Below are 25,952 nucleotides of genomic sequence, written 5' to 3'. Positions count from 1 at the left end.
CCGTTGCTACTGGCTTCCGAGTCGGCGCTCCGGATTTACCTGCGACTCGACAGCAATCCTGAACTCGAGCCCTTTGACGACGACTCGGATGACGACGACAGCGACGCTACAGATGCCTGTCCGTTCGAAGAGCTTGCCGAGGGAGCGAGCATCTGGCATCCGTTCCCGGATTCCACCGACTTTCATCGAACCCTGTGGGATCTGCTTGGGAACGAATGCGAACAGTTCGCCAAAAGTGCCGGTTCGGCCGATCCATTGGCGTTTGCACATCTCCTGCTGGATCTTGGTCAAGGCCTTCGCAAGATCCTGTTGCGCCTGGATTCCCTCAAGGATGTCGCGCGGGCAGATGGGGAGCGGCCGGGTGCCGCCGTCGCCCGCATGCTTGCCCGTTCCACCGAGACGCGCCTGCTTTCTCCTTGGCTCCGGATGATCGAGTTCCTGCGGGTTTTGCATAAGGCACAGGGCAGCATCCGGCGACCTCAGCGCCACAGTTCTCGGCGACAGAGCCTATGGAAGGGCGTCTACCTACGGGATGAGGAAATCGTTTCCGAACTGCATGGCGACGTGAAGACCGAGACCCGGATCAGCCGCTGTGCGGCGTTCAATTCGCCATTGCTTCCGGACATTCTGGTCTGTACGGCGATTGGCTCAGAGGGCATCGATCTTCATCTCAATTGCGATGAGATCATTCACCACGATCTACCGTGGAATCCGGCACGTTTCGAGCAGCGGACAGGTCGCCTCGACCGGGTCGGTTCGCTTGCGGACCGGCTCTATCGCCAGGATTCCCGAGTTCATCGGCTCGACATCGGAGTGCCGTTTCTCGCCTTCGACTACGACGAATTCCGGTTCAAGACCCTGCTGTCACGTGCGCAGAAATTCGAGGTACTGCTCGGGAAACCGGAATTCACACTCGACGTCGACGAGTTGCTCGATGATCCAGAAAATTCTGACCCAGCCCTGCCGAATACGGACGAAGCAACGCTTCCGGCGCTGCAGAAGCCCGTTGCCACGCTGCCCAGGGATTTGATCGATCTGGTCCGCATTGACCTGTCGGTGGCACTGAAATGAACGGCTCGGTGCGACTGGCGAACAAGAAGAGCAACCTGGACAAGCTCGGCCTGCAACGCGCTTTATTCAGTTTCGTGAGCTGGCAGCAAGGACGTCGCCAGGAACCTCGGCGTCTCCGTTGCTAGCCTGTACCGCCTGGCCTACTTCGCGCTCAGGTTTCCGAGACGCCCCAAATCAGCGACGAACGGCGCCACGAGGGCGCCGCTTGCGCTCGTCAGTCGCTGCTGTTCATGAAGCCCAGCAAGTGCAGCAGACTGGTAAAGAGGTTGAAGATGGCGACGAACAAGGTCACCGTGGCCATCACGTAGTTGGTTTCGCCACCGTGGATGATGTTCGACGTCTCGTAGAGGATCAGACCCGACATCAGCAGCACGAAGGCCGCCGAAACGGTCAGCGACAGCGCCGGAATTTCGAAGAAGATCGCCGCCAGCCCGGTGAGAAACGCGAGCACCATGCCGACCATCAGGAAACCGCCCATGAAGCTGAAGTCCTTGCGGGTGGTCAGCGCGTAGCCCGACAGCGACAGGAAGATCGCGGCCGTGCCGGCCATGGCCATCATCACCGTCTGGCCGCCATTGGGCAGTCCGAGGTAGTGACCGACGATCGGCCCCAGGGTGTAACCCATGAAACCGGTCAGGGCGAACACCGACGCGACTCCCCAGCCGCTGTTCTTGAGGCGGTTGGTGAGGAACAGGAGACCGAAGTAACCGACCAGGGTGACGATCAGGCCCGGATGCGGCAACTTCAGCGCCACCGCGGCACCGGCGGTCAGCGCCGAAAACAGCAGGGTCATCGACAGCAGCAGATAGGTGTTGCGGATCACCGTGTTGGTGGCGAGTGCCGACGCTGCCTGCTCGATGGGCGCCGTCGGCTGCTGGTTGAAGGTATTCATTGCGTACTCCTTTGATTGATCAGTTGGCAAAGCTACGGCAGTTCCTGGCCGGCGACTTCGTCTGCCGCGACGGTCGGTGCGAGCTCGCTGCGACGATCGGCAGAGACGCCGTGCGGATGCTCGCGTCGCCGGGCGAGTCGGCGCGCGACAGTTCGTCCGGCGCGATCGACCGCCCGGTCGATGGCAACGTTGAGGTCGCTCTGGCAATCGTCAATCAGTACGTCGGCCGCACCGGCAACGCTCACCTGGATGCGGCAACGCTTGTCCTCGCCGCCGCGCGGCCCGTTGACGTCGGAAAGCATGACGGAGATACGGTTGACGCGGTGACGCGCCCGATCGAACGCGAAATGCAGACGCCGCTCAATGTGTTCGCGAACGCTCGCCGTGAGATCGAAGCCTCTGGCCTGGGTAAGGACCTGCATGAGTTTTCTCCTCTGAGTTAAGGCGACTTTTGTCACATGGCAGACCATCTTGCTGGTCTTTTCGCCGGTCTTCGCGGTGGCAACAAGCCTTACAGGGCTCGCTCAGGCGCGCGTTGTCGCGCCTTGAAGACCAGCGAAAATCCGCTGCAATCGGGTCCGTTCCCGGCCGGCAATCGCCGAAGCCGAAGCGCCAGTCTAGGACACACCAAGACATCCGACAAATCGCATATACTTTATCTTCTATTCAGTTTTTTTTGATACTTTCAGAATCATGGCCGCACTCAACTACAAGCATCTGCGGTACTTCTGGATGGTCGCCAGGTGCGGCTCGATTGCCCGCGCCTGCGAGCAGCTGCACTTGACGCCGCAGGCGATCAGCGGCCAGTTGCGTGAGCTTGAAGAGGCGCTGGAGGTCGAGTTGTTTCGCCGCGCCGGCCGCGGCCTCGAACTGACCGACGGCGGCCGACGCATCCTGAGCTACGCCGAGGAGATCTTCGCGCTCGGCGACGAACTGCTCGACGTGGCGCGTGACCAGACGGCGACGAAGACGCTGCGCTTCGCCGTCGGTATTGCCGACTCGGTGCCGAAATCGGTCGCCTATCGCCTGGTCGAACCGGTCCTGCACCTGCCCGAAGCGGTACGCCTGGTCTGTCGCGAGGGGCGCCTGACGGCGCTGCTCGGGGACCTCGCCGTGCATCGTCTCGACATGGTCATCGCCGACCGGCCGATGCCGACCAATCTGAATGTGCGCGGCCACAGCCACCCGCTCGGTGACAGCGATCTGACAGTTTTCGGAACCGCAACGCTGCTGCAGTCGCTGCGTGGCGCTTTCCCGGCGCTGCTCGACGGTGCACCCTTTCTGATGCCGGGCGACGACGTCGCTATCCGTGTACGGCTCGAACAATGGTTCGAAACCCGGCGACTGCACCCACGCATCGTCGGCGAATTCGACGACAGCGCGCTGCTCAAGTCCTTCGGCCAGGCCGGCGCCGGCCTGTTCGTCGCGCCGACGGCAATCGCCGGCTACGTCACCGAGCAGTATCGCGTTCAGGCCGTCGGCCGGATCGACTCGATCGCCGAACAGCTGTTTGCGATTACCACCGAGCGTCGTCTGACGCACCCGGCGATCGTGGCCATCATCAAGGTCGCCCGCGCCGAGGTGTTTGGCGGCAGCACGCGGGCGCCCCTTGCCGGCGGCGCTGGCGATCCGCAACAAACGCCGATGACCACGACGCAACGGTCGCGCGGCCGTTCGCGGTCACCAAAGACCACTAGCTGAACCCCGGCAAGCGCTGACGAGAATCCGGCAATACATCCAGTTTTCTGGAAGTATTGTCGTCCATAATTCTGCTTTTCACGGTAGCAGCCCGCCTTTATTGTTGCGCTCTCTCAACTCGTATGTGCAGGAGACCCGCATGAAAACCCTCTCACTCGCCGTCCTCGCTCTCGGCTTCGCGCTGCTCAGCGGCGACGCCGACGCCGCCAGCAAGCGCCTCGGCGCCGGCAAGTCGTCCGGCATGCAGCGCGAAAACGTCACGGCCAACAAGGCCGCCGCGCCGACATCGGCCCCGGCGACAACGCCGGGGGCCGCAGCAGCGCAGCCCAAGCGTTCGTGGATGGGCCCGCTCGCCGGCCTCGCCGCTGGCCTCGGACTGGCGGCGCTGGCTTCACACCTCGGCTTGGGTGAAGAACTCGGCTCGATGCTGATGATCGGCCTGCTGGTCGTCGCGGCGATAGCGGTGATCGGCTTCGTCATGCGCCGCCGTGCCGCTGCCCGACAACCGGCGATGGCCAGCGCGGGCGGCATGCAGTACGCCGCGGCAGCTAACGAGCACGCACCCTTGGCACGGCGCATCGACGAACCGATGATGCCGGCGGCCTCCGGCCTTGCCGCTGCTGCCACACCGGCCGCCGCCGCCGCCGCACCGGCTACCGCGAGCGGCAGCATCCCCGCCGATTTCGACACCGCCGGCTTCGTCCGCAACGCGAAAGTCAGCTTCATCCGCCTGCAAGCCGCCAACGATGCTGGCAACCTGGACGACATTCGCGAATTCACGACGCCCGAGATGTTTGCCGAGATCCGAATGGCGATCAGCGAACGCGGCGGCGCCGTGCAGGAAACCGACGTGGTGACCATCGATGCGGCGGTCCTCGACGTTGCTGAAGAACAAAACCGCTACGTCGTCAGCGTCCGTTTCACCGGTTTGCTGCGCGAAGACAGCGACACCGCGGAGGCGATAGACGAGGTATGGCACCTGCTCAAGCCGCGCGACGGCCAGGGTGGCTGGGTGCTGGCCGGAATTCAGCAAACGCTGTAGCCAACATCGGGGTGGGCGCCGGTGTGCACAGCGGCTGGCGTCCGCCTTGGTCGACTGGCGGCAGACCCGCGGCGGCGTTGCCGACCGCGGTTCTTGTTCATTCGTCAGCTGGCTGCGCCAAATCCTCGCAGCAGCCAGCGCTGGCGTATTCCGAAAAAGCCGCAAGCGTCGCCAGACGCGCCAGATCGGCCGGCCGATCGACGTCCCACAGCGTCGGCAGTTCGGCCCAGCGCAGACGCTGCTGCGCCAGGCGTTGCCGGGTCTGCGCCATGACCTGCTCGGTGCCCCAGGCGATGCCGGCGAACAGCTCTGGCTGTGGGTGACGCAAGCCGACCAGGACGTAGCCGCCGTCGTCGGCCGGAATGAAGACGGCGTCCTTGCCGCCGTCGCCCGCGTCGAGCAGCGCGCTGCCGGCAGCCGCCAGATGCGCCGCGGTCAGTGCCGGACAGTCGCTGCCGATCAGCAGCAAGGGCCCGCCCTGCGCCGCGAATGCACTGGCCATGCGCTGACCAAGTTCGTCTCCGAACTGGCTGCGAATTTCGAAGCTGCCAACACCGGCAACGCTGCAGCGCCGCCGCAGCGCCCGAAAGAAGCGCTGGCTGGCGTCAGGCGCTGCCCACAGCGTGACGCGGCCGAGTGCCGCGCGCTGGGCGACGTGCAGCGCGTGCAGCGTCAACCGCCGCTGCAGACGCGCGGCGCCAGCAGCACCGAGGGCAGGAATCAGACGAGTCTTGGCGGCGCCGGCCCGCGGCGCACGCGCGAAAACGGCCACCGCGAGCGCCTCAGCGCGGGCGCGGAAGATAGCCATAGCGAACCGCCAGGCCTTGCGGGTCGGCTCCCAGAAAATAGCTCGCCCGCAGTCGCCACATCAGCAGGATGGTGCGCAGAACCCCGTGCTTCTCCCAGCGTCGCCCCGAAGTGAGCACGCGTTCGCGCAGACACGCCGGCGGCGCGATCTGCCTGAGCCGCTTCGACAAGGCGATGTCCTCCATCAGCGGCAGCTCGGGATAGCCGCCGACGGCGCAGAAGAGATCGCGGCGAACGAAGATCGCCTGGTCGCCGGTGGCCACCCCGGTCAGCCGCGAGCGCCAGTTCATCATTCGCTCGACGACGCGCAGCAGGCGCTGGCGACCATCGATGCGCACATCGAAGCGTCCCCACGCGGCGCCGGCCGCGGCCGCCTGCCGGATCAGCTCGTCGGCCGCTGGCGGCAGCGTCGTATCGGCGTGCAGAAAGAGCAGGAACTGCCCCTGACTGACACTCGCGCCAGCGTTCATCTGCAGCGCACGACCAGCTGGCGAAGCGAGCAGCCGGTCAACAACGGCTTGCGCCAGCTCCGCCGTACCGTCGGCGCTGCCGCCGTCGACGACCAGCACCTCGGCACCACGCGCGCGCAGCGGCTGCAGCGCCGCAAGCTGCGCGGTCAGCGTCGCCGCCTCGTTCAGCACCGGCAGAATCAGCGAAAGAAACGGCGCTGCAGGCGAGTTTTGCACGGGCTCCAGGGCAGCTTTCACGCGCTTGGCGGCCATGCTTTGCCGGTCAAACGCAAGGAGCGCATCGATCTGGCAGGGAAGTGCGAGCCCTGGCTTGGGGACGGCGCGGCGCACACGGACGACTAATCCTCACGGTCTTTCGCCGATGACGGCGCGGCAAACAATCGACACGCGGCATGCAGATACTGCATTTGCTTTTTGAAGTTCGCACAGCCCTTGCAGAACGCCAGATGCAGCTGCAAGCGTAAGCGCTCGAGGACGCTTAACGGTCGGTCGTGTGCTTGCGACAACAGTTGGGTCACCTCTCGACAAGTCAGCATGTGCTGTCTCCGTTGCATCGTAATTCATTACACGCCGCGCGCTGGCGCAAGCCACCGCCGGTGAACGTAGCACTCGCCGCCATCCAATGATCCTCCCGGCCTTTCCGCCGACCCGTAAGCGGCCTGCTTCGCGAGCTTGACGTGTCTCTTCAGCGACCTGGCCTCGTCTTTGCCTGGCCCGGCGAGCGCTGGATAAGCTCCCGGCGGCCGCGCATGACCGAGATTACCGCATCTGTCGCAGAGCACGGCCAATGCTTACAAACTCCGCACGCCGACGGCAACGATGCGGCGCGCAGGCCACGGCCGCTGCACGCCGAAACACCGGGCCGCCACCGCATGCGCAGGCGCAGAGTGAGCAGCGGCGAAAGAGTGCGTGCGCGCTGGACGGCGAGCGGGCATGGCGAAAACGATACATCGATAAACCTTGTTCGCGGTATATTTGCCGCCGTGACGGGTTTTCAGCGCCCGCAACGATACTTCAGAAACACGCCGCTCCCTGCCAATGGCGACGCACAGCGCGCGAGTCACTTACACCGGTCCTCCAGCCGACCGCTCTGCGAAAGCCCACGATGTCAGACCCCAGCCCCGAAAATGCCGAAGCAGCGATTGCCGACCCCTTCCCCGTGCCCTGGGCCAGCGAGGTGCTCGAGGATACCTTTGGACACTCGCTGGTGCTGGCCGTCGACAAGGCGCGGCAGGTTTTTCGCTGGATTCCGCCGGGGCGTTTCGTGATGGGTTCGCCGGTCGCCGAACTGGCGCGTGGCAGCGCCGAGCTGCCGCATGAGGTGCGGCTCAGCCGTGGCTTCTGGCTCGCCGACACGGCGTGCACGCAGGCCTTCTGGCTGGCGGTCTGGCCGGTCAACCCCAGCCATTTTCAGGATCATCCCGACAATCCGGTCGAGAACGTCAGCTGGCACGACGCTCAGGGCTTCATCGCCGAGCTCAACAGGCGGCTACCTGGCCTGCCAGCGCGCCTACCGAGCGAGGCCGAATGGGAGTACGCGTGCCGCGCCGGCACCAGCACGCCCTTCGCCTTCGGCGAGCAGATCACTTCCGAAGCGGTGAACTACCACGGCGGCTACCCCTACGCCGACGGCGAAAAGGGCCGCCATCGCCAGCGTACGGTCGCGGCCGGCTCGCTGCCCGCCAACCCATGGGGCCTGCACGAGATGCACGGCAACGTCTGGGAGTGGTGTAGCGACTGGTACGCCGATTATCCGACAAAACCGCAGCTCGACCCGCTCGGCCCCAAACACGGCAAACAGCGAGTACTCCGCGGTGGCACCTGGAGCGACCCCAGCCGCTACGCGCGCTCCGCGAACCGCAGCCGAATCGAACCCGCTTACCGGCCGCGTAGCACCGGTTTCCGCATCGCGCTGGGAAATCGCTGAACACGGCGCGACGACGGTCAGGCAGAAATCGCCCGATCAATCGGCTCCCACCGACGCTCGCCGCAGCTCCCGGGCGGGAGCCCGATTCATCGCCCCACCGTCGGCAACACCGCGCTTGCCGCGTTGACCGCGCTGGGCCTTCTCCCGCAGCTCCAAATAGGGAGATTCGTGAGTCGCGAACGCGGCTTTCACGGTAAGATTCAAGGCTGACAGCAGCACTGCCCGCAGACGCTTCCCGTCCGCCTCTGGCCCGGTCGTCGGTAGCCCGAGCAGACCCCGAAGCACTTGCTGCGGCACTTCCATTCATCCGCTGCGAGGCGATCATCCGCTGCGAGGCGATCAGCCGCCGCGCCAGGCCGCAAGAAAGCATCTTCAATGACCGATCAATCGCTCCGCAACGCCTTCCTCTTCCGGCAGCCGATTCTTGACCGGCAGCAGGAACTGGCCGGCTACCAGTTGTCGTTCCACAGCGGCGAAGCGCTCACCGACGACAGCGAGCACAGCAACCGCGGAGCTGGCGCGCCGCTATGCGCGGCGTATTCCGAACTCGGGCTGCACGGTGCGCTGGGCAACACCTGCGCGTTCATCGGCATCGACCCCGTTTTTCTGCAGCACGAGGCAATCGAGCTACTGCCGCAGAAAAATGTCGTCCTTGAGCTCTTGCTCGACAGCGTTCCCGACAAGGTGACGCTGGCGCGCTGCGCGACTCTCGTCGAGCGCGGCTACTCGCTGGCGCTGACCAACTACCAGGGGATCGACGACCGCAGCCGGCCCTTGCTGCCGATCGTCGACATCATCAAGATCGATCTTGCCAAGGGCGACGAAAACTGCCTCCACGACCTGGCAGGGTCGCTCCGACGGCTGCCGCTCAAGCTTCTGGCGCAGGGCGTCGATAGTCAGGCGCAGATGGAGAAATGCCGAAGTCTCGGCTTCGCGCTGTTCCAGGGCCGCTACTTCGCGCACGCCGAAATCGTCAGCGGCCGCCGCCTGTCGGCCTCGCACGCGGCGCTGATTCAACTGTGCAACCTGGTCGGGCGCGACGTCGACACCACGGTCATCGAAGACGCTTTCAAACACGAACCGGCACTGACGCTGAACCTGCTGCGCATCGTCAATTCGGTCGGCCGCCTGGGCAACCGCTCCGCGCAACCGGTGACCTCGCTGCGGCACGCCATCGCCCTGCTCGGGCGACGGCAGCTGCAACGCTGGCTGTCGCTGCTGCTGCTGGCGCCCGGCAACGAGCACAGCGACCCAACGCGTTCGCCCTTGCTGCAGGTTGCTGCCTTGCGCGGGCGCATGATGGAACTGTTGGTCGAAGAGGGCAAGCCCGGCGATCGCAAGCTCTCCGACCTGGCCTTCCTCACCGGCATCCTGTCGATGATGCCGTCGGCGCTGGGACTGCCGATCGAAGAAATCCTCGAACAGATCGCCGTCGAGCGCGAAGTCGGCAACGCGCTGCGTCGGCACGACGGTCTACTGGGAGCGATCCTGGCGCTGCTGGAATGCTTCGACAACGACGACGCCGCGTGCTGCGACAGCCTGCTGACCAAACTACCCGGCGGCTTCGACCGGCACACCCTGAACGCCGGCCTGAGCGTCGCACTGCGCTGGCTGAACAGCAGCAGCGAATAACGCGTGCCGGCGGCCGCCGAGCGCCGCGAGCACCGAAAAATCGCCTGCGCGCGCAGCAATTGCCGCCGCTGCCCCTATCAGAACGAGCGCTTCTTGGCAATCAATCGGCGAACGATTGCCCGCAAGAGTTTCTTTGATTCGACGCCGAGACGAGCTTCGTCGCGATAGGCCAGGAAGAATCGCAGACGATCGGTCCGCGACCAGCCGTCAGCGCCGCGACTCAGCGAATACAAGTCCCGGGTCGTAATGATCGACCTGATCGGCCGCCACTTGGCTTTTTCCAGATCGATCAGGCGCGCGTCAACCGCATCGCCAGGTCCTTCCTTGACGAAGATGTGTTTCAGATACAGACAGTTGTGTTGCAGTCGCGCGTCGTGCATGCCGCGCAGGGTTCTCGCAACGGTGGTCACCAATTGTCTGCGCCGGCCTTTGTCGACCTGCTTGATCGGTCTGTAACACTCGGCATCGAAAGGCCGATAACCGGTGAGCTCGCGCGTAACGACAATGGCTCGCACCTTGCCATCAACGGTCTTCTGACAATAGTAGACCGGTTCCAGCGTCGGGACGCCAAGCTTGCGAAAGTTGAGAATATTTCTGAACTCTCTCTCGAAAGTGGCGGTGGGCCTGAAGAAATTTCGCCACGAGCGAAAGAAGTGATTTTCCTGTCGCTTGACGAAAACCCAGGCCATTTGCCCATCAGGAAGAGCGATACTGGTCCTGACCACACCGCTCCAGCCACCTCTTCGATAGTTTGGCGGTTCGAACCAGTTATCCTTGTCAAGCTCCCACAACGCGTCAAAACTATCCAGGTGGTTATGCCGGAGGATAGGCAACCAGGCGTCGTCGATATATTCCTTGAGCACGGTTCGGAACGCCGGTCAGATTTTCTTGAGCACGTAAGTGCGCCACATATGATAGTACTTGATGAAATCGAGAGCCGCTTCAACCCTGAAGCCATTCTCTTTGAATTCCTGTTCGATCTGCCTGGCTGGAATGACCAGCCTGTTTTGATATTGATGCGGATCGCGCGACTTCTCGCGTCTGTTTCTGACCCACGATTTGTAGTTGCCATCGACCCACAGTGAAATAATCACCGAATCCGAAGCTACCCGATGAAATTCCTTGAGCAGGGTAACGCGTTCTTCCGATTTCGCCAGGTGGTGCACAAATCGAATACAGAAAACCGACTCAACGAAAGCATCCGACACTGGCAAATCGAAAGCCGATGCCTGGAAAGACGACTTGATGCGCCTGCTGATTTCAGGCGCACGATACTTCAGGCCAGCATCTATCATATTCTGACTATAATCGCTGACATGAATGACCCGATCAGGGTCTTCGGCCAGAACATCCCAGAAACGGCCGGTACCGCATGGCGCGTCAAGGACAGACTTTGGATTCCCGGCGATTTGCAGTGCTTTTCTGGCGATCTGATGGTCGCGCCGGTTCGAAAGCTTGCGCCAGAATTCGTTTTCGTGCTTGTCAAAATAATACTTGGCATGCGCTTCGTCATACTTTTGCGAGAATTCCAGATCAGGGACGGGTTGATTTTCCATTTCTTCGGTCTTGACAAGTCGTTAAAAGACATCCACTGGCGGACAACGCGGCCATTATAGGTCATGAAGCGTCGCCAGCGCCGTACCGCGTCGCGCCGCGGCTACGCCTGGTCGCGCCGAGCCAGCCAGTCGCTAACCGCCAGGCCAGTGCCAAAGTCCCAGGCCTTGAGCTTCTCGGGAGCGATCAGGCGAAACTCGGCGAGCTCTTCATTGAGCCTGATTTCGCCGCGTCCGACGACATGGTAGGCGATGATCACCTCGTGTTTGCGGACGAAGGGATAAACGCCGATCAGCGTCGTCGCCAGCGTCTCCAGGCCGAGCTCTTCCCTGACCTCGCGCGCGACGCCGGCGGCCGGGTCTTCGCCGCGTTCGAGAAAACCGGTGATCAAGCCAAACGCCCCCTCGGCCCAGGCGCGGTTACGCGCCAGGACGATGCCTTGCTGGCACTCGACCAGCGCCGCGAGCACCGGCGCGGGGTTGTCCCAATGGACGAAACCGCAGCCGGCGTGACACGCGAGCCGCCGCCGACCGCCCTCGTCGCGGCTGTCGAGCCGTTCAGCGCAATAGGGGCAAAACTGCCAGACGCTCATCAGCGCTCGTCTGCCAACTGGCGAATGTCGGCCAGCAGGCGATCGACGGTCGCCGGCGCCGTATCCCAGCCACACATGAAACGCGCGCCGCCGGCGCCGATGAAGGTATAGAAGAGCCAGCCACGCGCGCGCAAGCCCTGCTCCAGCGAACTCGGCAGTTGCACGAAAACGCCGTTGGCCTCGACCGGAAAGAGCAGTTGCAGACCGGCCACCGCCGCCAGGCCCTTGGCCAGTCGCTGCGCCATGGCGTTGGCGTGCGCGGAGTGTCGCAACCAGGCATCGCCCTCGAGAATTCCAAGCCACGGCGCCGACAGGAAACGCATTTTCGAAGCCAGTTGCCCGGCCTGCTTGCAGCGATAGGCAAAGTCGTCGGCCAGTCGACGGTCGAAAAAAACCACCGCCTCGCCAACCGGCAAGCCCATTTTGGTGCCGCCGAAACAGAGCACATCAACGCCTGCCCGCCAGGTCAGATCGGCCGGTGCGACGCCGCTACCAGCGACCGCGTTGGCAAAGCGCGCGCCGTCCATATGCACCCGCAGACCGAGCTCGTGCGCGGTCGCGGTGAGCGCCTGCAGTTCGTCGGGACGGTACACCGTCCCCACTTCGCTGGCCTGCGTCAGCGTCACCACCTTCGGTTTGGGATAGTGGATATCGCTGCGCCGGGTCACCACCTCGGTAATCGCCGCCGGCGTCAGCTTGCCGTGCTCGCCGGCGACCGCCAATAGCCGCGCACCGTTGGAGAAGAACTGTGGCGCGCCGCATTCGTCGGTCTCGACGTGCGCCAGCTGGTGGCAGATGACGCTGTGGTAAGACTGGCAGAGCGCCGCGAGCGCCAGCGAATTGGCCGCCGTGCCGTTGAAGACGAAGTACACGTCGCAGTCGGTCTCGAAGACCTCGCGTAAACGATCGGCGGCGCGCCGCGTCCACTCGTCGTCGCCGTACGCGCGAACGTGGCCGTCGTTGGCCGCCAGCAAGGCGGCCAGGGCCTCCGGGCAGATGCCAGCGTAGTTGTCACTGGCGAAATGTTGCACGCTAGGCTCAGTCATCGTGTTTCATCTCTCGCAAATCAGCGCTGGCGCCTGCTCGTCGGGCAACGACTAGTCACAGCCGCTGCTCTACCCATTCGCGCACCGAGGCCAGCGCCGCCGGCAGTCCTGCCGGTTCGTTGCCGCCGGCCTGCGCCATGTCCGGACGACCGCCGCCCTTGCCGCCGACCTGCCGGGCGACCATATTCACCAACTCGCCGGCCTTCAGCTTGCCGGTCAGATCGGCGGTGACGCCGGCAATCAGCGTCACCTTGCCGTCGGCCACCGCGGCGAGGACGATCGCCGCGCTGCGCAGCTTATCGCGCAGCTTGTCGATCGTCGAACGTAGCGCGTCGACGTCGGCACCTTCCATGAGCGCCGCGAGAACGCGCGCGCCCTTGACCTCGACCGCCTGCCCAAGCAGATCGTCGCCCTGCGCCGACGCCAGTTTCGCCTTCAGGCGAGCCAGCTCCTTTTCCAGCGAGCGAACATTGTCGAGCACCTGTGTGAGCTTCGCCGGCAACTCGGCGAGCGGCGCCTTGAAAGCCGCCGCCGCGTCGCTGAGGATCGCCTGCTGCTGCTGCACCAACGCCAGCGCGGTATCGCCGGTAAGCGCCTCGACGCGCCTGACGCCAGCGGCGACGCCGGTTTCCGAGACAATCTTGAACAGGCCGATATCGCCGCTGCGGCGAACGTGCACCCCGCCGCAGAATTCGATCGATGAGCCGATCGTCTGGACGCGCACCTGGTCGCCGTATTTCTCGCCGAAAAGCATCACCGCGCCCGACTTGCGGGCGTCGTCGATGGCCATCACGCGGGCCTCGGCGGCGGCATTGGCGAGAATCTCGTCATTGACCAGGCGCTCGACGCGACGGATCTCTTCGGCGCTCATCGGCGCGTTGTGCGCAAAGTCGAAACGCGTCTTCTCCGGGTCGACCAGCGAACCTTTCTGTTGCACGTGCGCACCAAGAACTTCGCGCAGCGCCTTGTGCATCAGATGCGTCGCCGAGTGGTTGCGCACGGTCCGGGAACGCGCGACGACGTCGACGCGGGCAGCGACACGGTCGCCGACGACGATGGCGCCGGTCCTGACGACACCCTGATGGCCGAAGACGGCGGCCTGAACCTTCTGCGTATCCTCGACGGCGAAAATACCCTGCGCCGCCTGCAGCACCCCGCGGTCGCCGACCTGACCACCCGATTCGGCGTAGAACGGCGTCTCGTCGAGGACGACGACGCCCAGTTCGCCTTCCTTCAGTTCATTGACCGGGCTGCCGTCCTTGTACAGCGCCAGCACCTGACCGTTGAATTCAAGCGCGTCGTAGCCGTGAAAAGCCGTCTCCGGGCCGCTGTATTCGAGCGCGGCGGCGATCCTGAACTTACCGGCGGCGCGCGCCTGCTCCTTCTGCTGCTTCATCGCCGCGTCGAAAGCGGCGACGTCGACGCGAACGCCGCGCTCGCGGCAGACGTCGGCGGTCAGGTCGAGGGGGAAACCAAAGGTGTCGTGCAGCTTGAAAGCGGTGCTGCCGCTGAAAACGCCGTCGCCGGCCAGCGCCGCGAGCTCGCTTTCAAGCAGGCTCATGCCGTGTTCGATGGTCTCGAAAAAGCGCACTTCCTCCTGCCGCAGCACCTCCGTGATGCGCGGCTGACTACTGACCAGCTCGGGATAAGCGGCGCCCATTTCGGCGACCAGGTCGGCCACCATGCGGTGGAAGAATGCTGCCCGCGCGCCGAGTTTGTAGCCGTGCCGGATGGCGCGCCGGATGATCCGCCGCAGGACGTAGCCACGCCCTTCGTTGCCGGGGATGACGCCGTCGGCGAGCAGGAAAGAGCAGGCGCGGATGTGATCGGCGAGCACCCGCAGCGACGGACTGTCGAGGTCGGCCGACGAGGTTTCGCGCGCCGCGGCGGCGATCAGCCGAACGAAGAGGTCGATCTCGTAGTTGCTATGGACGTGCTGCAGAACCGCTGCCGTCCGCTCGAGTCCCATGCCGGTGTCGACCGACGGCTTCGGCAGCGGATGCATGACGCCGGCCTCGTCGCGGTTGAACTGCATGAAGACGTTGTTCCAGATCTCGATGTAGCGATCGCCCTCTTCGTCTGGCGAACCCGGCGGCCCGCCGGCGATACCTTCGCCGTGGTCGTAGAAAATCTCCGAGCACGGGCCGCAGGGCCCGGTGTCGCCCATCATCCAGAAGTTGTCGGAGGCGTAGCGCGCGCCCTTGTTGTCGCCGATGCGAATCACCCGCTCGGCCGGCACGCCGATCTCTCTGGTCCAGATGTCGTAGGCCTCGTCGTCATCGGCATAGACCGTCACCCACAGGCGGTCGGCGGGTAGCTGGTAGACGTCGACCAGCAGTTCCCAGGCATAGCGAATCGCATCCAGCTTGAAGTAGTCGCCAAACGAGAAGTTACCGAGCATTTCGAAGAAGGTGTGGTGGCGCGCGGTATAGCCGACGTTTTCCAGGTCGTTGTGCTTGCCGCCGGCGCGAACACACTTCTGCGAAGTTGTCGCGCGCACGTAGGGGCGTTTGTCGAAGCCGAGGAAGACGTCCTTGAACTGGTTCATGCCGGCGTTGGTGAACAACAGCGTCGGATCGGCATGCGGCACCAACGAACTCGAAGCAACGATCTGGTGGCCCTTCGATTCGAAGAACTTGAGGAATTTGTCGCGGATTTCAGCGCTGCTCGTGGTGGTGGTTTTCATCGCGTCGCCTGCCATGCCCGATTCGGGCGCGGTCAAAAAGCTGCGATTTTAACTTGAAAGTCGCCGGCGCGACCGGCCAATCTCCCGGCAAACACGGCTCGGATGGCCCCTGGCGTACGCCGCAAAGCAGCGCACCGAATCAACGCCAGCTCAATTTTCGCCGACGCAGTCGAACCGATCGCTGAACACCGCCATGACGCCACGCGCGAACAGCGCCGCCGCGGCCTGCGGCTCGTTGACCGTGTAGCAGAGCACCGGAATGCCGTTCGCCCGCGCGCTACGCAGGACTTCATCGTCGAGCGAAGCGGCTGCGCAGTGCAGGCTCAAGGCCGCGACCCGATTGACGCGCGCCAGCCAATCTGCCGGTGGTCGCTCAAAGAGGCTGCCCAGCGGCAGCTCGGGTGCGGCCTCGCGCGCCGCGGCCAGCGCCACTTCGGAGAACGACGAGAGCAGCGGCAGCTCGACACCCGCCCAGAGTTCGCGAACGCAGCGGGCAACGACCGCGCCGGTCGTCGCCTCGAAACCCGCGGCCGGTTTGATCTCGACGTTGACCATCAGGCGCAGCTGCCGACAGAGACGCGCTGCCGCCTCCAGACTCGGCAGCGGCTCGCCGGTGAAAGCAGCATGCCGGTAAGCGCCAGCGTCGAGCGCCCGCAGGCACGCGTCGCGCGTTTCGCAGACGGCGCCGACGCCGTTGCTCGTGCGCTCGAGGGTCTCGTCATGGATCAGCCAGGGCGAGCCATCGGCCGACAGCATGACGTCGAACTCGACCGCCCGGACACCCAATCGGGCGGCGATACGCAGCCCGGCGAGCGTATTCTCCGGCGCCAGCGCACCGCCGCAGCGATGCGCGAAAACACGCGGCAAGGACCAGCCAAGCCGCGGGCGGATCATTTCAACAGTTGCGCTCTGAGCGCCGCGGGCAAGACGGCATTGCCACGATCGACGGCGTTGTCAAGCGCCTCCTTGGCCGGCTTCTTGCCTTCCCAGGCCATTTCCAGCTCTTCCTCGACGATGATCCGCACCGGCTCGATCTGCGACACCCGCAGTTCACGAAGCGCGCCCTTGCCCTGCAACTGGCTGTAGGCGACATCCAGACCGGCAACGTCGGCGCGCAACAGCTGGCTGTCGGCCGCCGCCCGGGCGACCGACGTCATCGGCAGGAAACCTTCGAGCGCGGTAAACTCGACCTGCATGTCGGGTTCCATGAGGAAGCTGACAAACTTGGCGACGCCCTTGTACTCGGCGGGCTTCTTGCCGGCACCCACCCACAACGAGGCGCCGTCAGCGAGCGTCTGCTGCGGCGTTCCGGGAACATCGTCGTGATACGGCAACGACGACACGCCGGTTTCAACCTTGCGGCTTTCGTGCAGGGTACCAAACAGCGACGACGAACTCGTCAGCATGCCGCAATCACCGGCAGCAAAGCGCCTGTCGGCCTCATCGCGACGACCAAAATAGGTGAAGAACCTGGCCTTCGACCAGGTCGTCAGCATCGCCGTATGCTTGACTTGAACCAGGCCGTTGAAGTCCAGCTTGCCCTTGGCGGTCGATACTTCGGCGCCGTTCCAGGCGCTCAGGTTGTCGATATGCACCCAGGCCGGCCACGAGGTGGTGTACGGACACGTACTGCCCGAGTCGAAGAGCTTGTCGGCGGCCTTTTGCGCCTCCGCCCAGGTCTTCGGCGGCTTCTCGGGATCAAGCCCGGCTTTGCGGAAGGCGGCCTTGTTGATGTACAGAACCGGCGTGGACAAGGCCACCGGCAGCGCAAACAGATTGCCCTTCTTGTCGGCCAGGCCGACGCGCAGTTCGGGCGACAGCTTGCGGCCGTCGAAGGGCTCTTTGGCTTGCAGCATCACCTGATACAAGGGTTTGAAGTCGGCCTTGGCGACCATGAACTGTGCCTGCTCCTCGCGCGTCACGAGGTTGAGAGTTCTTGGCGCATCGCCGTCGACGCGGCGCACGACCTTGAGTTGGTAGTCCTTCTGCCGCGAATTGAAGCGTTCGACCACTTTTTCGAGCCGCTCGCCGCGTTCTTCGTCCAGGCGATGCGAGAAGTCGATTTCGATTGGCGCGGCGGCAGCGGCGGGCGCACCAGCAGCAAGCGAAAGAGGGGCGGCAAGGGCGAGTGCCACCGCTGAGGGGAGAAGTTTGAGCAGGCGCATGGCGATCCCTGAGGAGCAAGTTGGAGAGCCGGTGATTATAGCCGCAGCTTCCGACGTTCGGCGCTCAAATTGCGGCGCCGCGGACGCCGCCGATAGCGCTCAACGGCGTCCGCGCAACAAAGCCAAGGCGCCGGTAACGCGCGCCGCTGCCGGGCGCGGCTTAGCCGTCCGGCCCGCGCGGCTGCCGATTCTCGCGCGGATCGCCCTGGCGCTCGCCTGGCCCGCCGCCGGCCCCCTGGCGACGGTCGGCGCGCGCCGGGCGGTCATTGGCCGGTGCCGCCTCAAGGCGTCCGGGTGCGACCGCTGGCGGCGGCGCCACTGGCCGCGGGTCGCCGCGCATTTCCGGCCGCGCCTGGCGAGCAGACGCGTCTTCACGATGCGCCGCCGCATCGGGGCGACGCGGCTCGGCGCGTACGTCCGGGCGTTGCGCTGCCGCCGGTGTCGGCGGCGCCGGTACAGCGGCCGTTGCGCGCTCGGAAAACGCGGGCGGCACGGCCGCTGACGGCAGCGGCCGTAGCGGCGCCTCGCGGCGCTGCTCTGGCGCGCCCGGGCTGGCGGCGCTCGCCCGGTTAACTGGCGCCGCCGGTCGCTCGAGGATCGCGGCGCCACTCGCCGGCGATTGCGGGACGACCGTCGGTGACGGCGACGGCCGCGGATCGAAGCGCTCGGGCGCTACCGACGGACGCGCCGCGGCCGCGGCGGCGCGGTTGGGAGCGGCGGTTTCGATCGCCGCCGGCGACCTTGTCGGTGACGCGGGAAGGTCGACCCTGGGCGCGCTTGCCCCGGGAACTCGCTGCACAGGCACGCCGCCTCCCGACGGACTGCCGAGCGCGCCCGGATCCGCGGCGCGACGAACAGCCGCGCTTTCCGAGCGATCAATTCTCTCGTTCGCGACAGGCAACGCGGCTGGCGCCGCCGCCGGGCTGACCGACCGCCCAGCACCAGCTGGCGTTCGTGCGCCATTTCCCGGCACCGCATCGACCACCAGACGTCCGCCACCCTGCGGCTCGACACGCGTGCCGACGGGTGCGGCTGTACTCCCCGCGGCGGCCCCCGCTGCCGGCGCCGGCAACGGCGCTGACGCGCCGAGCGGACGCACTGGCGGGCTCGCTGCCGGCGTGTTGCCGACCATTCCCGACGGCGTCCGCGTGGTTACCGGCGGCGGCACGGCCGCTGCTGGCGCATCAAGCGGTGACGGTGCAACAGCCACCGGCGGCGCTTGCCGGCGGTCGGCGCGGCCGCCAGGCGACTCATCGCCCGGCGTACGACCGGCTTCGCGTTCGCGCTGCCCCTGTCCGGACGAGCGGCCGACCTCGGGCCGCTCGCCGGCGACGGGCGCTGGCGGTGGCGCTGATGCGGGCGCTGGCAGCGGCGCCGACGAGCCGATCGGCGGCGCATTTTCGGGCCGCGCTCGTCGGTCGCCTGGCGGCGGCGTACGCGCCGCGGTCGGCGCCGGCGGCACGGCGGCTGACGCCGCCTCAAGTGGCACCGCGGCGCCGGCCACCGGCGGCTGTTGCCGACGATCGCCGCGCCCGCCGAGTTGCTCCTGGCCAGGCAGCCGACCGGCTTCGCCCGCACGGCCAGCTTGCTCGAACTGGCGGCCCGCTTGCTCGAACTGGCGGCCCGCTGCCGCCCGCCGCGGCGCATCGACCGGTGGAGCGGCGACTGGCGCTTGCACCTGTACAGTCTGGCTGCCCAGCTGCTGGCGATCGCGGGCCGGCATCGCCGCCCCGCTCACCTGCCGGTGCTCGGTCAGCACGTTGGCGGGAACCATGGTCAGCGCTCGCGGCTGTTGGCGATGCGCGTAGGGCATGCGCGCAACCGCCGCCTGCGGATCGCTGGTAATCGCCGTGATGTTGTTGATCTGCGTGACCTGTGTGATGTTGACCTGACGCACATGGTTGGCGCTGGCGCGGTACGGTGGCACATAGACTTCGCGTGGCGCCAGGGGAAACCAGCCGACGGCAGGGCGCGTGCCGACCTGCACCGAGACGCCAGCACCTGGCGTGCCGACCCAGGCCACCAGCGCCGGCGCATAGACCGGTCGCGCCACGCGCCGGCCGGGAACCCAGCCCCAGGCGCCTCCGTAAAGCACCCAGCGACCGTAATGGAATGGTGCAAATCCCCACGCTTCGTCGCCAACCCAGGTCCATCCCCAGGGCTCCACCCACAGCCAGCGTCCATTACGGTACGGCGCCCAGTCGGCGGCGACCGCGCGCGGGAACCAGACGGCGCCGTATTCGGCGTTATCCGACCAGCTGCCATAGGCGTCGAGGTCGGCCGCGCCGGTCATTTCCGGCGACACGTAACGGCCATGGCCGGCGTCAACGAGCGGCCGGGGACGGCCGGCGCTCCACAGCGCGAAGTCGTCATTGGCCGGCGCCGACAGCTGGTAATGCGTGCGGCCATCGTTCCACAACTGCGCACGCTGGCCGACGCTGACCTCGAGCGCGCTGTCGCTGGCTTCGAAGCGGAGGCTGCCGGCGAGGACGCTGGCGCTGACTGTCGAACGGTCGGCGTCGAAGCGGTAGCTACCGACCTCACGCGGGCTGAAGTCGCCGTCACGCGTGCTGAGCACGAATTCGCGCGCCGCATCCGCAGAACGCAATCTGGCGAGCACGCTACCGTCGAGCAGGCGCAGGTGCACGCGCTGATCGTCGACCAACACGAATTCGAGCACGCTGGCCGAGTCGAGCTGCAGCAAGGTCGAGCCGATCTGGACTTCGCTACGCGCACCGGCAGCGGTCGACAACACGTCGCCGGTGGAAATCGGCCAATTCAGCAAGGCACTGCTCGACTCGCCGCTATCCGCCCGGTGCAGATGGACCGAGCCCGACAGCCAGGCGATACGCCCGACACGGCCCGACGGGTCGGCCACTGCCGGTAGCGCGGCGAGCAGCGTGAGCAGCAAGATGGCGAGCACTTGACGACAGCGGCGCAGGACGGCGAAGTGAAAGGACATGGCTTCAGGTCTCGGAGGGGACGGCACGAAAAACGCCGGATCAAGGCTTAACGCCTGAGCGCCCGCCTGGTCTGACAGCGCTGACATTTTTTTACACGATTCTTCGTCGCCGCTACCGCCCTTGCCGGCGGGCGCCCGAGCGCAAGCCCGTTCATCGGCTCGGTTTGTCAGCTAACGGTCATTGCGTGAGGCGGCTCGCGCCACCCCGGATGATGAAAGAAAATACGAGTGGGTGGAAACGGCAGAGGTCGAGCAATGAGATGGTGGTTGGACCCCGATGCCTAACGTGACCCGCTGAACCGACTCGTACCCCGGATTGCCTCGTAGAGAGCGCACGGTAAAAAGGCCGCAGGGGCAACCCTGCAGGTTGTTTCGGTCAAGCGCCGTTCCCACCCGTTCGTGACTTTACGGGAAAGGAGTAACGGATGGAACTGGCGAAACTGTACAAGCGTGTCGTCGGGCTGGACGTTCATCAGGCGAAGATCACGGCCTGTGCGATCACGGAAGATGAGGCCGGCCAGACGAGTGTCGAGTTGGCCGAGTTTGGTGGTTTCAAGCGTGACCGCCAGGCGATGGCGCAATGGGTGGCCGCTCACGGCGCCGAGATGGTCGTCATGGAGAGCACCGGCATCTACTGGAAGAGTCCGCATGCGGCGCTGGAACAGGTCGGCATCGTCGCGACGGTCGTCAATGCGCGGCACGTGAAGACCGTACCTGGCCGCAAGACGGACTGGGCGGATGCGCAGTGGCTGGCGATGCTGGCGCGAGCCGGCATGCTACGCGCGTCCTTTGTGCCGCCGGCACAGTTTCGGGCTTTGCGCCACGTCGGGCGACAACGCCAGCAGCTGGTCGGCATCCTTTCGAGCGAGAAGAACCGCGTGCACAAGATCCTCTCCGACGGCGGCATTCGTTTGTCGGTGGTGGTGAGCGACATCCACGGCGTCGCCGGGCGGGCGATGGTCAAGGCGCTGATCGCCGAGCACTCTCCCGCCGAGGTGTTGATGCTCGCCGGCAACCGTCTCAAGGCCGACCGTACGGAACTGCTCGACGCGCTCGACGGCGAACTCACCGCCGACCACCGCTTCGTGCTGCATGAATTGATCGCGCACGTCGAGGAGCTCGAACGCCGTATCGATCGTTTCGACCAGTATCTGCTCGATCAACTGACACCCTACCGAAGCACGCTGGCATTGATGCAGACCATCCCCGGCATCGACGCCGTCGGTGCCGCCTTGCTGCTGGTCGAGATCGGTAATGACATGAGCGCCTTCGGCTCGGTTGATCGACTGGCCTCATGGGTGGGCATTTGTCCTGGCAACAACGAGTCCGCCGGCAAGCGAAAGACCGGACGGATACGAAAAGGTAACCCCTGGGTCCGACGCCTGCTTTGCCAGTTCGCGCACGCGGCCAGTCGGACGCGATGTGCTTTCAAGTCCAAGTTCGAGGCGCTTCGCTTGCGACGAGGGCATAAGCGCGCCATCGTCGCCATCGCCCACAAGATTCTCAAAACGGTCTTCCTGTTGATCAGCCGACAGACGCACTACCGGGACTCGGCAACCGACTTCGAAGCCCTATCTGTTGCACGCAACGCCCCTCGCTGGTTGAAGATGCTCAAGAAGCACGGTTTTATCCCCGCTGCCGCCTGAGCTACTCTTCCCGCCTGTTGCTCTCAATGGCATCAAGTGCCAGAGATTCGCTCGCCTTCAGGAGGGTGTTCTTTCACGGTAACGGTCATGACATGTTGAGATTCCCCAGATCATGAAAGTCATGACCGTATCCCTCCACTTGCAGTGCGCATTCCGGCTTGCACGCCGGAATCGTTCGCCGGGCAGGGAGCATGCTCCCTGAATTCCCCGCCTCACCCCCGGCCCTTCTCCCGCAGTGGGGTGAAGGGAGATTCTTGAGTCGCGTACGCGACTTTCACATAAAAAAAGACGCCTGCCAGAAGCTCGATCTCGGCGAGCGTCGGATGCTTCCGATTGCCAGTAAAACGATCAAGCAGGCCGAGCAGCTTGCCCAGGTTTCGATGCTCGAGCAGTAGCCTGGAATTTGCCTCGGGCGCTTGATTCTCCCTACAATTGTGCTGCGCTCCGGCCGCCGGGAACACTCGCCTCAGTCCTGGGCCTCTTCATGCCGGTCGACCAGGTCCGCGAATTCCGGGTGGCGTTCGATGAAGCGGGCGACGTACGAACAGCGAGGGACGATCTTCCAGCGCCGTTGCCGCGCTTCGTCCAGCGCCCTACGGGCCAAGGCAGCGGCTATTCCGCGTCCGCGCAGCTCGTCGGGAACAAAGGTATGGTCCAGGACAACCCGGCCACCTTCGACAACGTAGCTCAGGAACGCCAGAGCGGCGCCCGCCGGCGATTCGAAGCGCTGCCTGGCGACGTTGTGGCTGATTGGGCAGGGTTCTGCGTTGGTCGTCGCGCCGGTCGTCAAACTCGACTTCGGGAACTCGGGTGAAGAGACCGGTCTGCGCCGTTTCCAGTCGGCCTCCACCTGCGTCCTGATAGCGGACGTCGAGCGCATTGCCAGAACCTGGCCGGCCAGGCTTTCGGCGTCGTGCAAGGTGGTCGAGCGAAGCGCGTACTTGACCTCCAGAAGTTGCCCCGGATTGACGCTGAGACTGCGAAATCCGAGGCCGATCAAGAGCTTCGTGTACGCCGGATCGCTGGCGATTTCGCCGCACAGCGAGATGGCTTTGCCCTTGCTGCTGGCCACCCTCGCCAGCGTCGCGAGGACCTGGATGACTGCCGGATGCAAGGGGTCGTAGGTGGACGCCGTTTCGCCACGAATTCGGTCAGCCGCCAGGAGAAACTGGACGAGGTCGTTGGTGCCGACACTGAAAAAGTCGACTTCGTCGGCCAGGTGTTCGATGAGGATCGCCGCAGCTGGCGTTTCGATCATCGCGCCGACGCGAATATCGCGATTGAACGACTGCCCCGTGGCGACGAGTTCCGCTTTTGCCACTTCGATGGCTGCTTTGGCCGCGAGCAAGTCGTCCATGCCATCGATCATCGGCAGGAGGATGGCGACCGGATGCGATGCGCTGAGCCTGAGGATAGCGCGCAACTGTGCCTGCATGAGCGTCGGGTGGCCGAGCAAAAGCCTGATGCCCCGATAGCCCAGCGCCGGATTGCCTTCGCGAGGCAGCGGGAAATAGCTCAGCGGCTTGTCGCTGCCGACATCGAGAAGGCGGATCACCGTTTCGCCCGGCTGCAGGTGCTCGGCGGTGGCACGGTAGAAGTAGTACTGCTCGTCCTCCGAAGGGAATTGATCCTGGACCATGAAGCCAAACTCGGTACGATACAAACCGGCGCCATCGGCTCCCAGCTTCGCGGCCGTTAGCGCATCGGCTGTCTGACCGATATTGGCACAGAGTTTGATCGCGGTGCCATCGCGAGTGACCGCCGGCACGCCGATCAAGCCTTTCAAGACACCCAGGTGAACTTGCAGGTCGGCCGCCAGTCGGTCGTATCGGCGCAGCACCTCCGCCTGCGGGTTGATGAGGGCGCGTCCGGCCAGCGCATCGACGATCACCAGATCGCCGGTGCGGATTCTCCGCGTGGCCTCGGGCACGTGCACCAGCGTCGGGATACCAAGCGAACGGGCCAGAATCGTCGCGTGCGCCGTGAGGCCGCCTTTTTCGATAATCAGGGCACGCACGCCGTGACCTTCCAGCTGCGCAACGACCGACGCCAGCAACTCGTTGGCGACAATGACGCAGCCATCGTGAAGAACAGGAACATCCGGCCGCCCATTCTCCTCAAGGTGATCCAGCAGGCGTCTGCCGACGTCGTGCAGGTCGGTGGCCCGCTCGCGGAAGTAGGGATCGTCGAGGCGCGCAAACAAGTCCATCAGTCGTTTGATCGCGTCATCAACGGCAGCCTCCACATTCAGCCGATTTTCGAGGCAAAGCTCACGGACCGCATCGCGCAGTTGCACGTCGCGCAGGAGGAGGATTTGCGCTTCAAAAATCTCCGCCTCGTCCTTCCCCAGGCTGCGCCGAACGCTCTCTTGAACCTCCAGCAGCTTCCGCTCGACGGCGGCAACCGCGGCATCGAAGCGCTCGATCTCTCCTGGCACTTCCGCCTCGCTCACCTGCCGGCGCGGAATGGCGATCTGTTTTCGGGCGCAATCGCAGAGCAAGGCACGGCCCCGGGCAAGACCGGACGACGCGACCTGGCCAATGATCATCAAAGACGCTGGCCGCGCCTTGTGGGTACTTTCCATCAGCTTGATGGCTCCTGGTGGGTGGTCATTGCATGGACAGCGCTGCTGCGAAATCCGCGAGCAGGTCTTCAATATCCTCGATACCAACAGAAACTCGTGACAATCCGTCGCTGATAGCGGCACGCTGCCGCTGCGCCGGCGTCATTGTTCGGTGCGAACTGCGACTCGGAACGCAAATCAGGCTTTCGACACCGCCGAGACTCAATGCCGGCATGACGATCTTCAGGCGGCTCAGCAGGCGATCCACGTGCTCGGGTTGATGCAGTTCGAAGGACAACATGCCGCCAAAACCGCTCATCTGGCGCGCGGCGATGGCGTGCTCGGGATGTTCGGGCAAGCCGGGATAGTTGACGCGCGCAACGGCCGGGTGCGCGGCGAGGAAGCGCGCGAGCGTGCCGGCATTCTCGTTGTGCCGTTGCACGCGCAGAGCCAGCGTCTTCAGGCCACGCTCGAGTTGGGAACACGCGTGCGCATCGAGCATGCCGCCAAAGCTCACCGCACTCGCCGTGACTCGGCTGACGATTTCAGCGGACGCAACGACGATACCCGCGTTCACGTCGCTGTGGCCGTTGAGATACTTGGTCGCACTGTGGATGACGGCGTCGATCCCCAGTGGAAGCGGATTCTGGTTGATCGGCGTGGCGAAGGTATTGTCGATGACGGTCAACACGCCATGGCGCTTGCCGAGCGTGGCCAGCGCCACCAGATCCACGCAGCGCAAAAGGGGGTTCGAAGGCGATTCGACATAGATCAGCCGCGTCTCGGGTCGGATGAGCGCAGCGAACTCGGCGACGTTCGCACCCCACGAAACCTGCACGCCGAGTCGCGGCAGTTCCTGACTGATCAACTGCATGCTGCCGCCGTAGAGATCATTCTGGAAGATTGCGTGCTCACCCGCTTTCAGGTGGGCGAGCAGGAAAGTGGCAATGGCCGCCATTCCCGAGCCAAAGACAACTGCCGCTTCGCCCTTTTCCAGCGCCGCCAGTTTGCGGTTGATGACCTGCTGGTTGGGCGTATTGAAGCAACGCGGATAGAGATTCTCGGCGGCCGGGTTCGGCACCGCGAAGGCCGTTGACGTAAAGATTGGACTGCATGCGCCGCCCGTGGTCTGGTCCCGGTAGGTGCCAGCGTGGACACAAAGCGTCGAAAGGTGGTGAGTATGGGAGTCAGTAGTCATC

Annotated in this window: 22 protein-coding genes; 6 read left to right on the top strand and 16 right to left on the bottom strand. The window is 64.9% G+C overall.

Features of this window, described 5'->3' with window-relative positions:
• The first annotated feature begins 3 nt into the window (after positions 1-3).
• On the top strand, positions 4-1,071 hold the full coding sequence (locus QZ656_RS00625; protein ID WP_291991586.1) for a C-terminal helicase domain-containing protein: 1,068 nt from the start codon (positions 4-6) through the stop codon (positions 1,069-1,071).
• 214 nt (positions 1,072-1,285) lie between these two features.
• Here the strand turns inward: QZ656_RS00625 and QZ656_RS00620 are convergent, their stop codons facing one another.
• The gene (locus QZ656_RS00620) at positions 1,286-1,963 is read right to left on the bottom strand and encodes a Bax inhibitor-1/YccA family protein (protein WP_291991585.1); all 678 of its coding nucleotides are present in this window, start codon (positions 1,961-1,963) and stop codon (positions 1,286-1,288) included.
• Positions 1,964-1,995: 32 nt separating this feature from the next.
• The gene (locus tag QZ656_RS00615) at positions 1,996-2,385 is read right to left on the bottom strand and encodes an HPF/RaiA family ribosome-associated protein (RefSeq protein ID WP_291991584.1); all 390 of its coding nucleotides are present in this window, start codon (positions 2,383-2,385) and stop codon (positions 1,996-1,998) included.
• Between the two features lie 271 nt (positions 2,386-2,656).
• On the opposite strand from QZ656_RS00615, the gene nhaR reads away from it, so the two are divergent.
• On the top strand, positions 2,657-3,664 hold the full coding sequence (gene nhaR, locus QZ656_RS00610; RefSeq protein ID WP_291991583.1) for a transcriptional activator NhaR: 1,008 nt from the start codon (positions 2,657-2,659) through the stop codon (positions 3,662-3,664).
• A 136-nt stretch (positions 3,665-3,800) separates the two neighbouring features.
• Entirely contained in the window at positions 3,801-4,703 is a 903-nt protein-coding gene (locus QZ656_RS00605; RefSeq protein WP_291991582.1) for a Tim44-like domain-containing protein, read from the top strand.
• 97 nt (positions 4,704-4,800) lie between these two features.
• On the opposite strand, the gene QZ656_RS00600 is transcribed toward QZ656_RS00605, so the two are convergent.
• From QZ656_RS00600 to QZ656_RS00590, 3 genes are all read right to left on the bottom strand, one after another.
• A complete protein-coding gene (locus QZ656_RS00600; RefSeq protein WP_291991581.1) occupies positions 4,801-5,511 on the bottom strand; it encodes a TIGR04282 family arsenosugar biosynthesis glycosyltransferase in 711 nt (236 codons plus the stop codon).
• Positions 5,486-6,196, bottom strand: a complete 711-nt coding sequence (locus QZ656_RS00595; protein ID WP_291991580.1) for a TIGR04283 family arsenosugar biosynthesis glycosyltransferase — start codon at positions 6,194-6,196, stop codon at positions 5,486-5,488. The genes QZ656_RS00600 and QZ656_RS00595 overlap by 26 nt, the downstream gene beginning before the upstream one ends.
• A gap of 122 nt (positions 6,197-6,318) precedes the next feature.
• A complete protein-coding gene (locus QZ656_RS00590; protein ID WP_291991579.1) occupies positions 6,319-6,516 on the bottom strand; it encodes a zf-HC2 domain-containing protein in 198 nt (65 codons plus the stop codon).
• A 569-nt stretch (positions 6,517-7,085) separates the two neighbouring features.
• Between QZ656_RS00590 and QZ656_RS00585 the strand changes: the two genes are divergently transcribed.
• The gene (locus tag QZ656_RS00585; RefSeq protein ID WP_291991578.1) at positions 7,086-7,907 is read left to right on the top strand and encodes a formylglycine-generating enzyme family protein; all 822 of its coding nucleotides are present in this window, start codon (positions 7,086-7,088) and stop codon (positions 7,905-7,907) included.
• A 375-nt stretch (positions 7,908-8,282) separates the two neighbouring features.
• Complete coding sequence (locus QZ656_RS00580) at positions 8,283-9,539, top strand: HDOD domain-containing protein (RefSeq protein ID WP_291991577.1); 1,257 nt, start codon at positions 8,283-8,285, stop codon at positions 9,537-9,539.
• A 77-nt stretch (positions 9,540-9,616) separates the two neighbouring features.
• Here QZ656_RS00580 and QZ656_RS00575 read toward each other — a convergent pair whose 3' ends face one another.
• The 8 genes from QZ656_RS00575 to QZ656_RS00540 all read right to left on the bottom strand — a co-directional run bounded on the left by QZ656_RS00575 (position 9,617) and on the right by QZ656_RS00540 (position 20,544).
• Positions 9,617-10,402: a lipopolysaccharide kinase InaA family protein gene (locus tag QZ656_RS00575; RefSeq protein ID WP_291991576.1), complete on the bottom strand. Its 786-nt coding sequence runs from the start codon at positions 10,400-10,402 to the stop codon at positions 9,617-9,619.
• A 15-nt stretch (positions 10,403-10,417) separates the two neighbouring features.
• Positions 10,418-11,095 carry a class I SAM-dependent methyltransferase gene (locus tag QZ656_RS00570; protein ID WP_291991575.1) on the bottom strand — a complete coding sequence of 226 codons (678 nt, stop codon included), beginning with the start codon at positions 11,093-11,095 and terminating at the stop codon, positions 10,418-10,420.
• Between the two features lie 101 nt (positions 11,096-11,196).
• On the bottom strand, positions 11,197-11,685 hold the full coding sequence (locus QZ656_RS00565; RefSeq protein ID WP_291991574.1) for an NUDIX domain-containing protein: 489 nt from the start codon (positions 11,683-11,685) through the stop codon (positions 11,197-11,199).
• A complete protein-coding gene (locus tag QZ656_RS00560) occupies positions 11,685-12,716 on the bottom strand; it encodes a low specificity L-threonine aldolase (protein ID WP_291992098.1) in 1,032 nt (343 codons plus the stop codon). Before QZ656_RS00560 ends, QZ656_RS00565 begins: the two co-directional genes overlap by 1 nt.
• 70 nt (positions 12,717-12,786) lie before the next feature.
• Positions 12,787-15,417 (bottom strand): alanine--tRNA ligase, encoded by a 2,631-nt coding sequence (gene alaS / locus QZ656_RS00555; protein ID WP_291991573.1) that lies wholly within the window; start codon positions 15,415-15,417, stop codon positions 12,787-12,789.
• Between the two features lie 150 nt (positions 15,418-15,567).
• Positions 15,568-16,311, bottom strand: a complete 744-nt coding sequence (ugpQ, locus tag QZ656_RS00550) for a glycerophosphodiester phosphodiesterase (protein WP_291991572.1) — start codon at positions 16,309-16,311, stop codon at positions 15,568-15,570.
• A complete protein-coding gene (locus QZ656_RS00545; protein ID WP_291991571.1) occupies positions 16,308-17,582 on the bottom strand; it encodes an extracellular solute-binding protein in 1,275 nt (424 codons plus the stop codon). The genes ugpQ and QZ656_RS00545 overlap by 4 nt, the downstream gene beginning before the upstream one ends.
• Before the next feature lie 160 nt (positions 17,583-17,742).
• Positions 17,743-20,544: a DUF6600 domain-containing protein gene (locus tag QZ656_RS00540; RefSeq protein WP_291991570.1), complete on the bottom strand. Its 2,802-nt coding sequence runs from the start codon at positions 20,542-20,544 to the stop codon at positions 17,743-17,745.
• Between the two features lie 425 nt (positions 20,545-20,969).
• Here QZ656_RS00540 and QZ656_RS00535 point away from each other — a divergent pair, with 425 nt between their 5' ends.
• A complete protein-coding gene (locus tag QZ656_RS00535) occupies positions 20,970-22,190 on the top strand; it encodes an IS110 family transposase (RefSeq protein ID WP_291991569.1) in 1,221 nt (406 codons plus the stop codon).
• A 212-nt stretch (positions 22,191-22,402) separates the two neighbouring features.
• Here QZ656_RS00535 and QZ656_RS00530 read toward each other — a convergent pair whose 3' ends face one another.
• From QZ656_RS00530 to QZ656_RS00520, 3 genes are all read right to left on the bottom strand, one after another.
• The gene (locus tag QZ656_RS00530) at positions 22,403-22,651 is read right to left on the bottom strand and encodes a hypothetical protein (RefSeq protein ID WP_291991568.1); all 249 of its coding nucleotides are present in this window, start codon (positions 22,649-22,651) and stop codon (positions 22,403-22,405) included.
• 5 nt (positions 22,652-22,656) lie between these two features.
• Entirely contained in the window at positions 22,657-24,738 is a 2,082-nt protein-coding gene (ptsP, locus tag QZ656_RS00525; RefSeq protein WP_291992097.1) for a phosphoenolpyruvate--protein phosphotransferase, read from the bottom strand.
• A gap of 61 nt (positions 24,739-24,799) precedes the next feature.
• Positions 24,800-25,951 (bottom strand): PLP-dependent aspartate aminotransferase family protein, encoded by a 1,152-nt coding sequence (locus QZ656_RS00520; protein WP_291991567.1) that lies wholly within the window; start codon positions 25,949-25,951, stop codon positions 24,800-24,802.
• Between the last annotated feature and the right edge of the window lies 1 nt (position 25,952).

Origin of the sequence: Candidatus Accumulibacter sp. ACC003, from assembly GCF_907163085.1 — a bacterium.
Classification (GTDB): Bacteria; Pseudomonadota; Gammaproteobacteria; order Burkholderiales; family Rhodocyclaceae; genus Accumulibacter.
Note: the sequence above shows the minus strand (reverse complement) of the source record. Positions and strands in the feature narration are given on the sequence as shown.

Coding starts and splice junctions, on each gene's coding strand:
- QZ656_RS00615 (WP_291991584.1), bottom strand. CDS start 2,385: ATGCAGGTCCTTACCCAGGCCAGAGGCTTCGATCTCACGGCGAGCGTT.
- QZ656_RS00580 (WP_291991577.1), top strand. CDS start 8,283: ATGACCGATCAATCGCTCCGCAACGCCTTCCTCTTCCGGCAGCCGATT.
- QZ656_RS00600 (WP_291991581.1), bottom strand. CDS start 5,511: ATGGCTATCTTCCGCGCCCGCGCTGAGGCGCTCGCGGTGGCCGTTTTC.
- QZ656_RS00590 (WP_291991579.1), bottom strand. CDS start 6,516: ATGCTGACTTGTCGAGAGGTGACCCAACTGTTGTCGCAAGCACACGAC.
- alaS (WP_291991573.1), bottom strand. CDS start 15,417: ATGAAAACCACCACCACGAGCAGCGCTGAAATCCGCGACAAATTCCTC.
- QZ656_RS00565 (WP_291991574.1), bottom strand. CDS start 11,685: ATGAGCGTCTGGCAGTTTTGCCCCTATTGCGCTGAACGGCTCGACAGC.
- ptsP (WP_291992097.1), bottom strand. CDS start 24,738: ATGATCATTGGCCAGGTCGCGTCGTCCGGTCTTGCCCGGGGCCGTGCC.
- QZ656_RS00520 (WP_291991567.1), bottom strand. CDS start 25,951: ATGACTACTGACTCCCATACTCACCACCTTTCGACGCTTTGTGTCCAC.
- QZ656_RS00540 (WP_291991570.1), bottom strand. CDS start 20,544: ATGTCCTTTCACTTCGCCGTCCTGCGCCGCTGTCGTCAAGTGCTCGCC.
- QZ656_RS00585 (WP_291991578.1), top strand. CDS start 7,086: ATGTCAGACCCCAGCCCCGAAAATGCCGAAGCAGCGATTGCCGACCCC.
- QZ656_RS00605 (WP_291991582.1), top strand. CDS start 3,801: ATGAAAACCCTCTCACTCGCCGTCCTCGCTCTCGGCTTCGCGCTGCTC.
- nhaR (WP_291991583.1), top strand. CDS start 2,657: ATGGCCGCACTCAACTACAAGCATCTGCGGTACTTCTGGATGGTCGCC.
- ugpQ (WP_291991572.1), bottom strand. CDS start 16,311: ATGATCCGCCCGCGGCTTGGCTGGTCCTTGCCGCGTGTTTTCGCGCAT.
- QZ656_RS00545 (WP_291991571.1), bottom strand. CDS start 17,582: ATGCGCCTGCTCAAACTTCTCCCCTCAGCGGTGGCACTCGCCCTTGCC.
- QZ656_RS00620 (WP_291991585.1), bottom strand. CDS start 1,963: ATGAATACCTTCAACCAGCAGCCGACGGCGCCCATCGAGCAGGCAGCG.
- QZ656_RS00535 (WP_291991569.1), top strand. CDS start 20,970: ATGGAACTGGCGAAACTGTACAAGCGTGTCGTCGGGCTGGACGTTCAT.
- QZ656_RS00570 (WP_291991575.1), bottom strand. CDS start 11,095: ATGGAAAATCAACCCGTCCCTGATCTGGAATTCTCGCAAAAGTATGAC.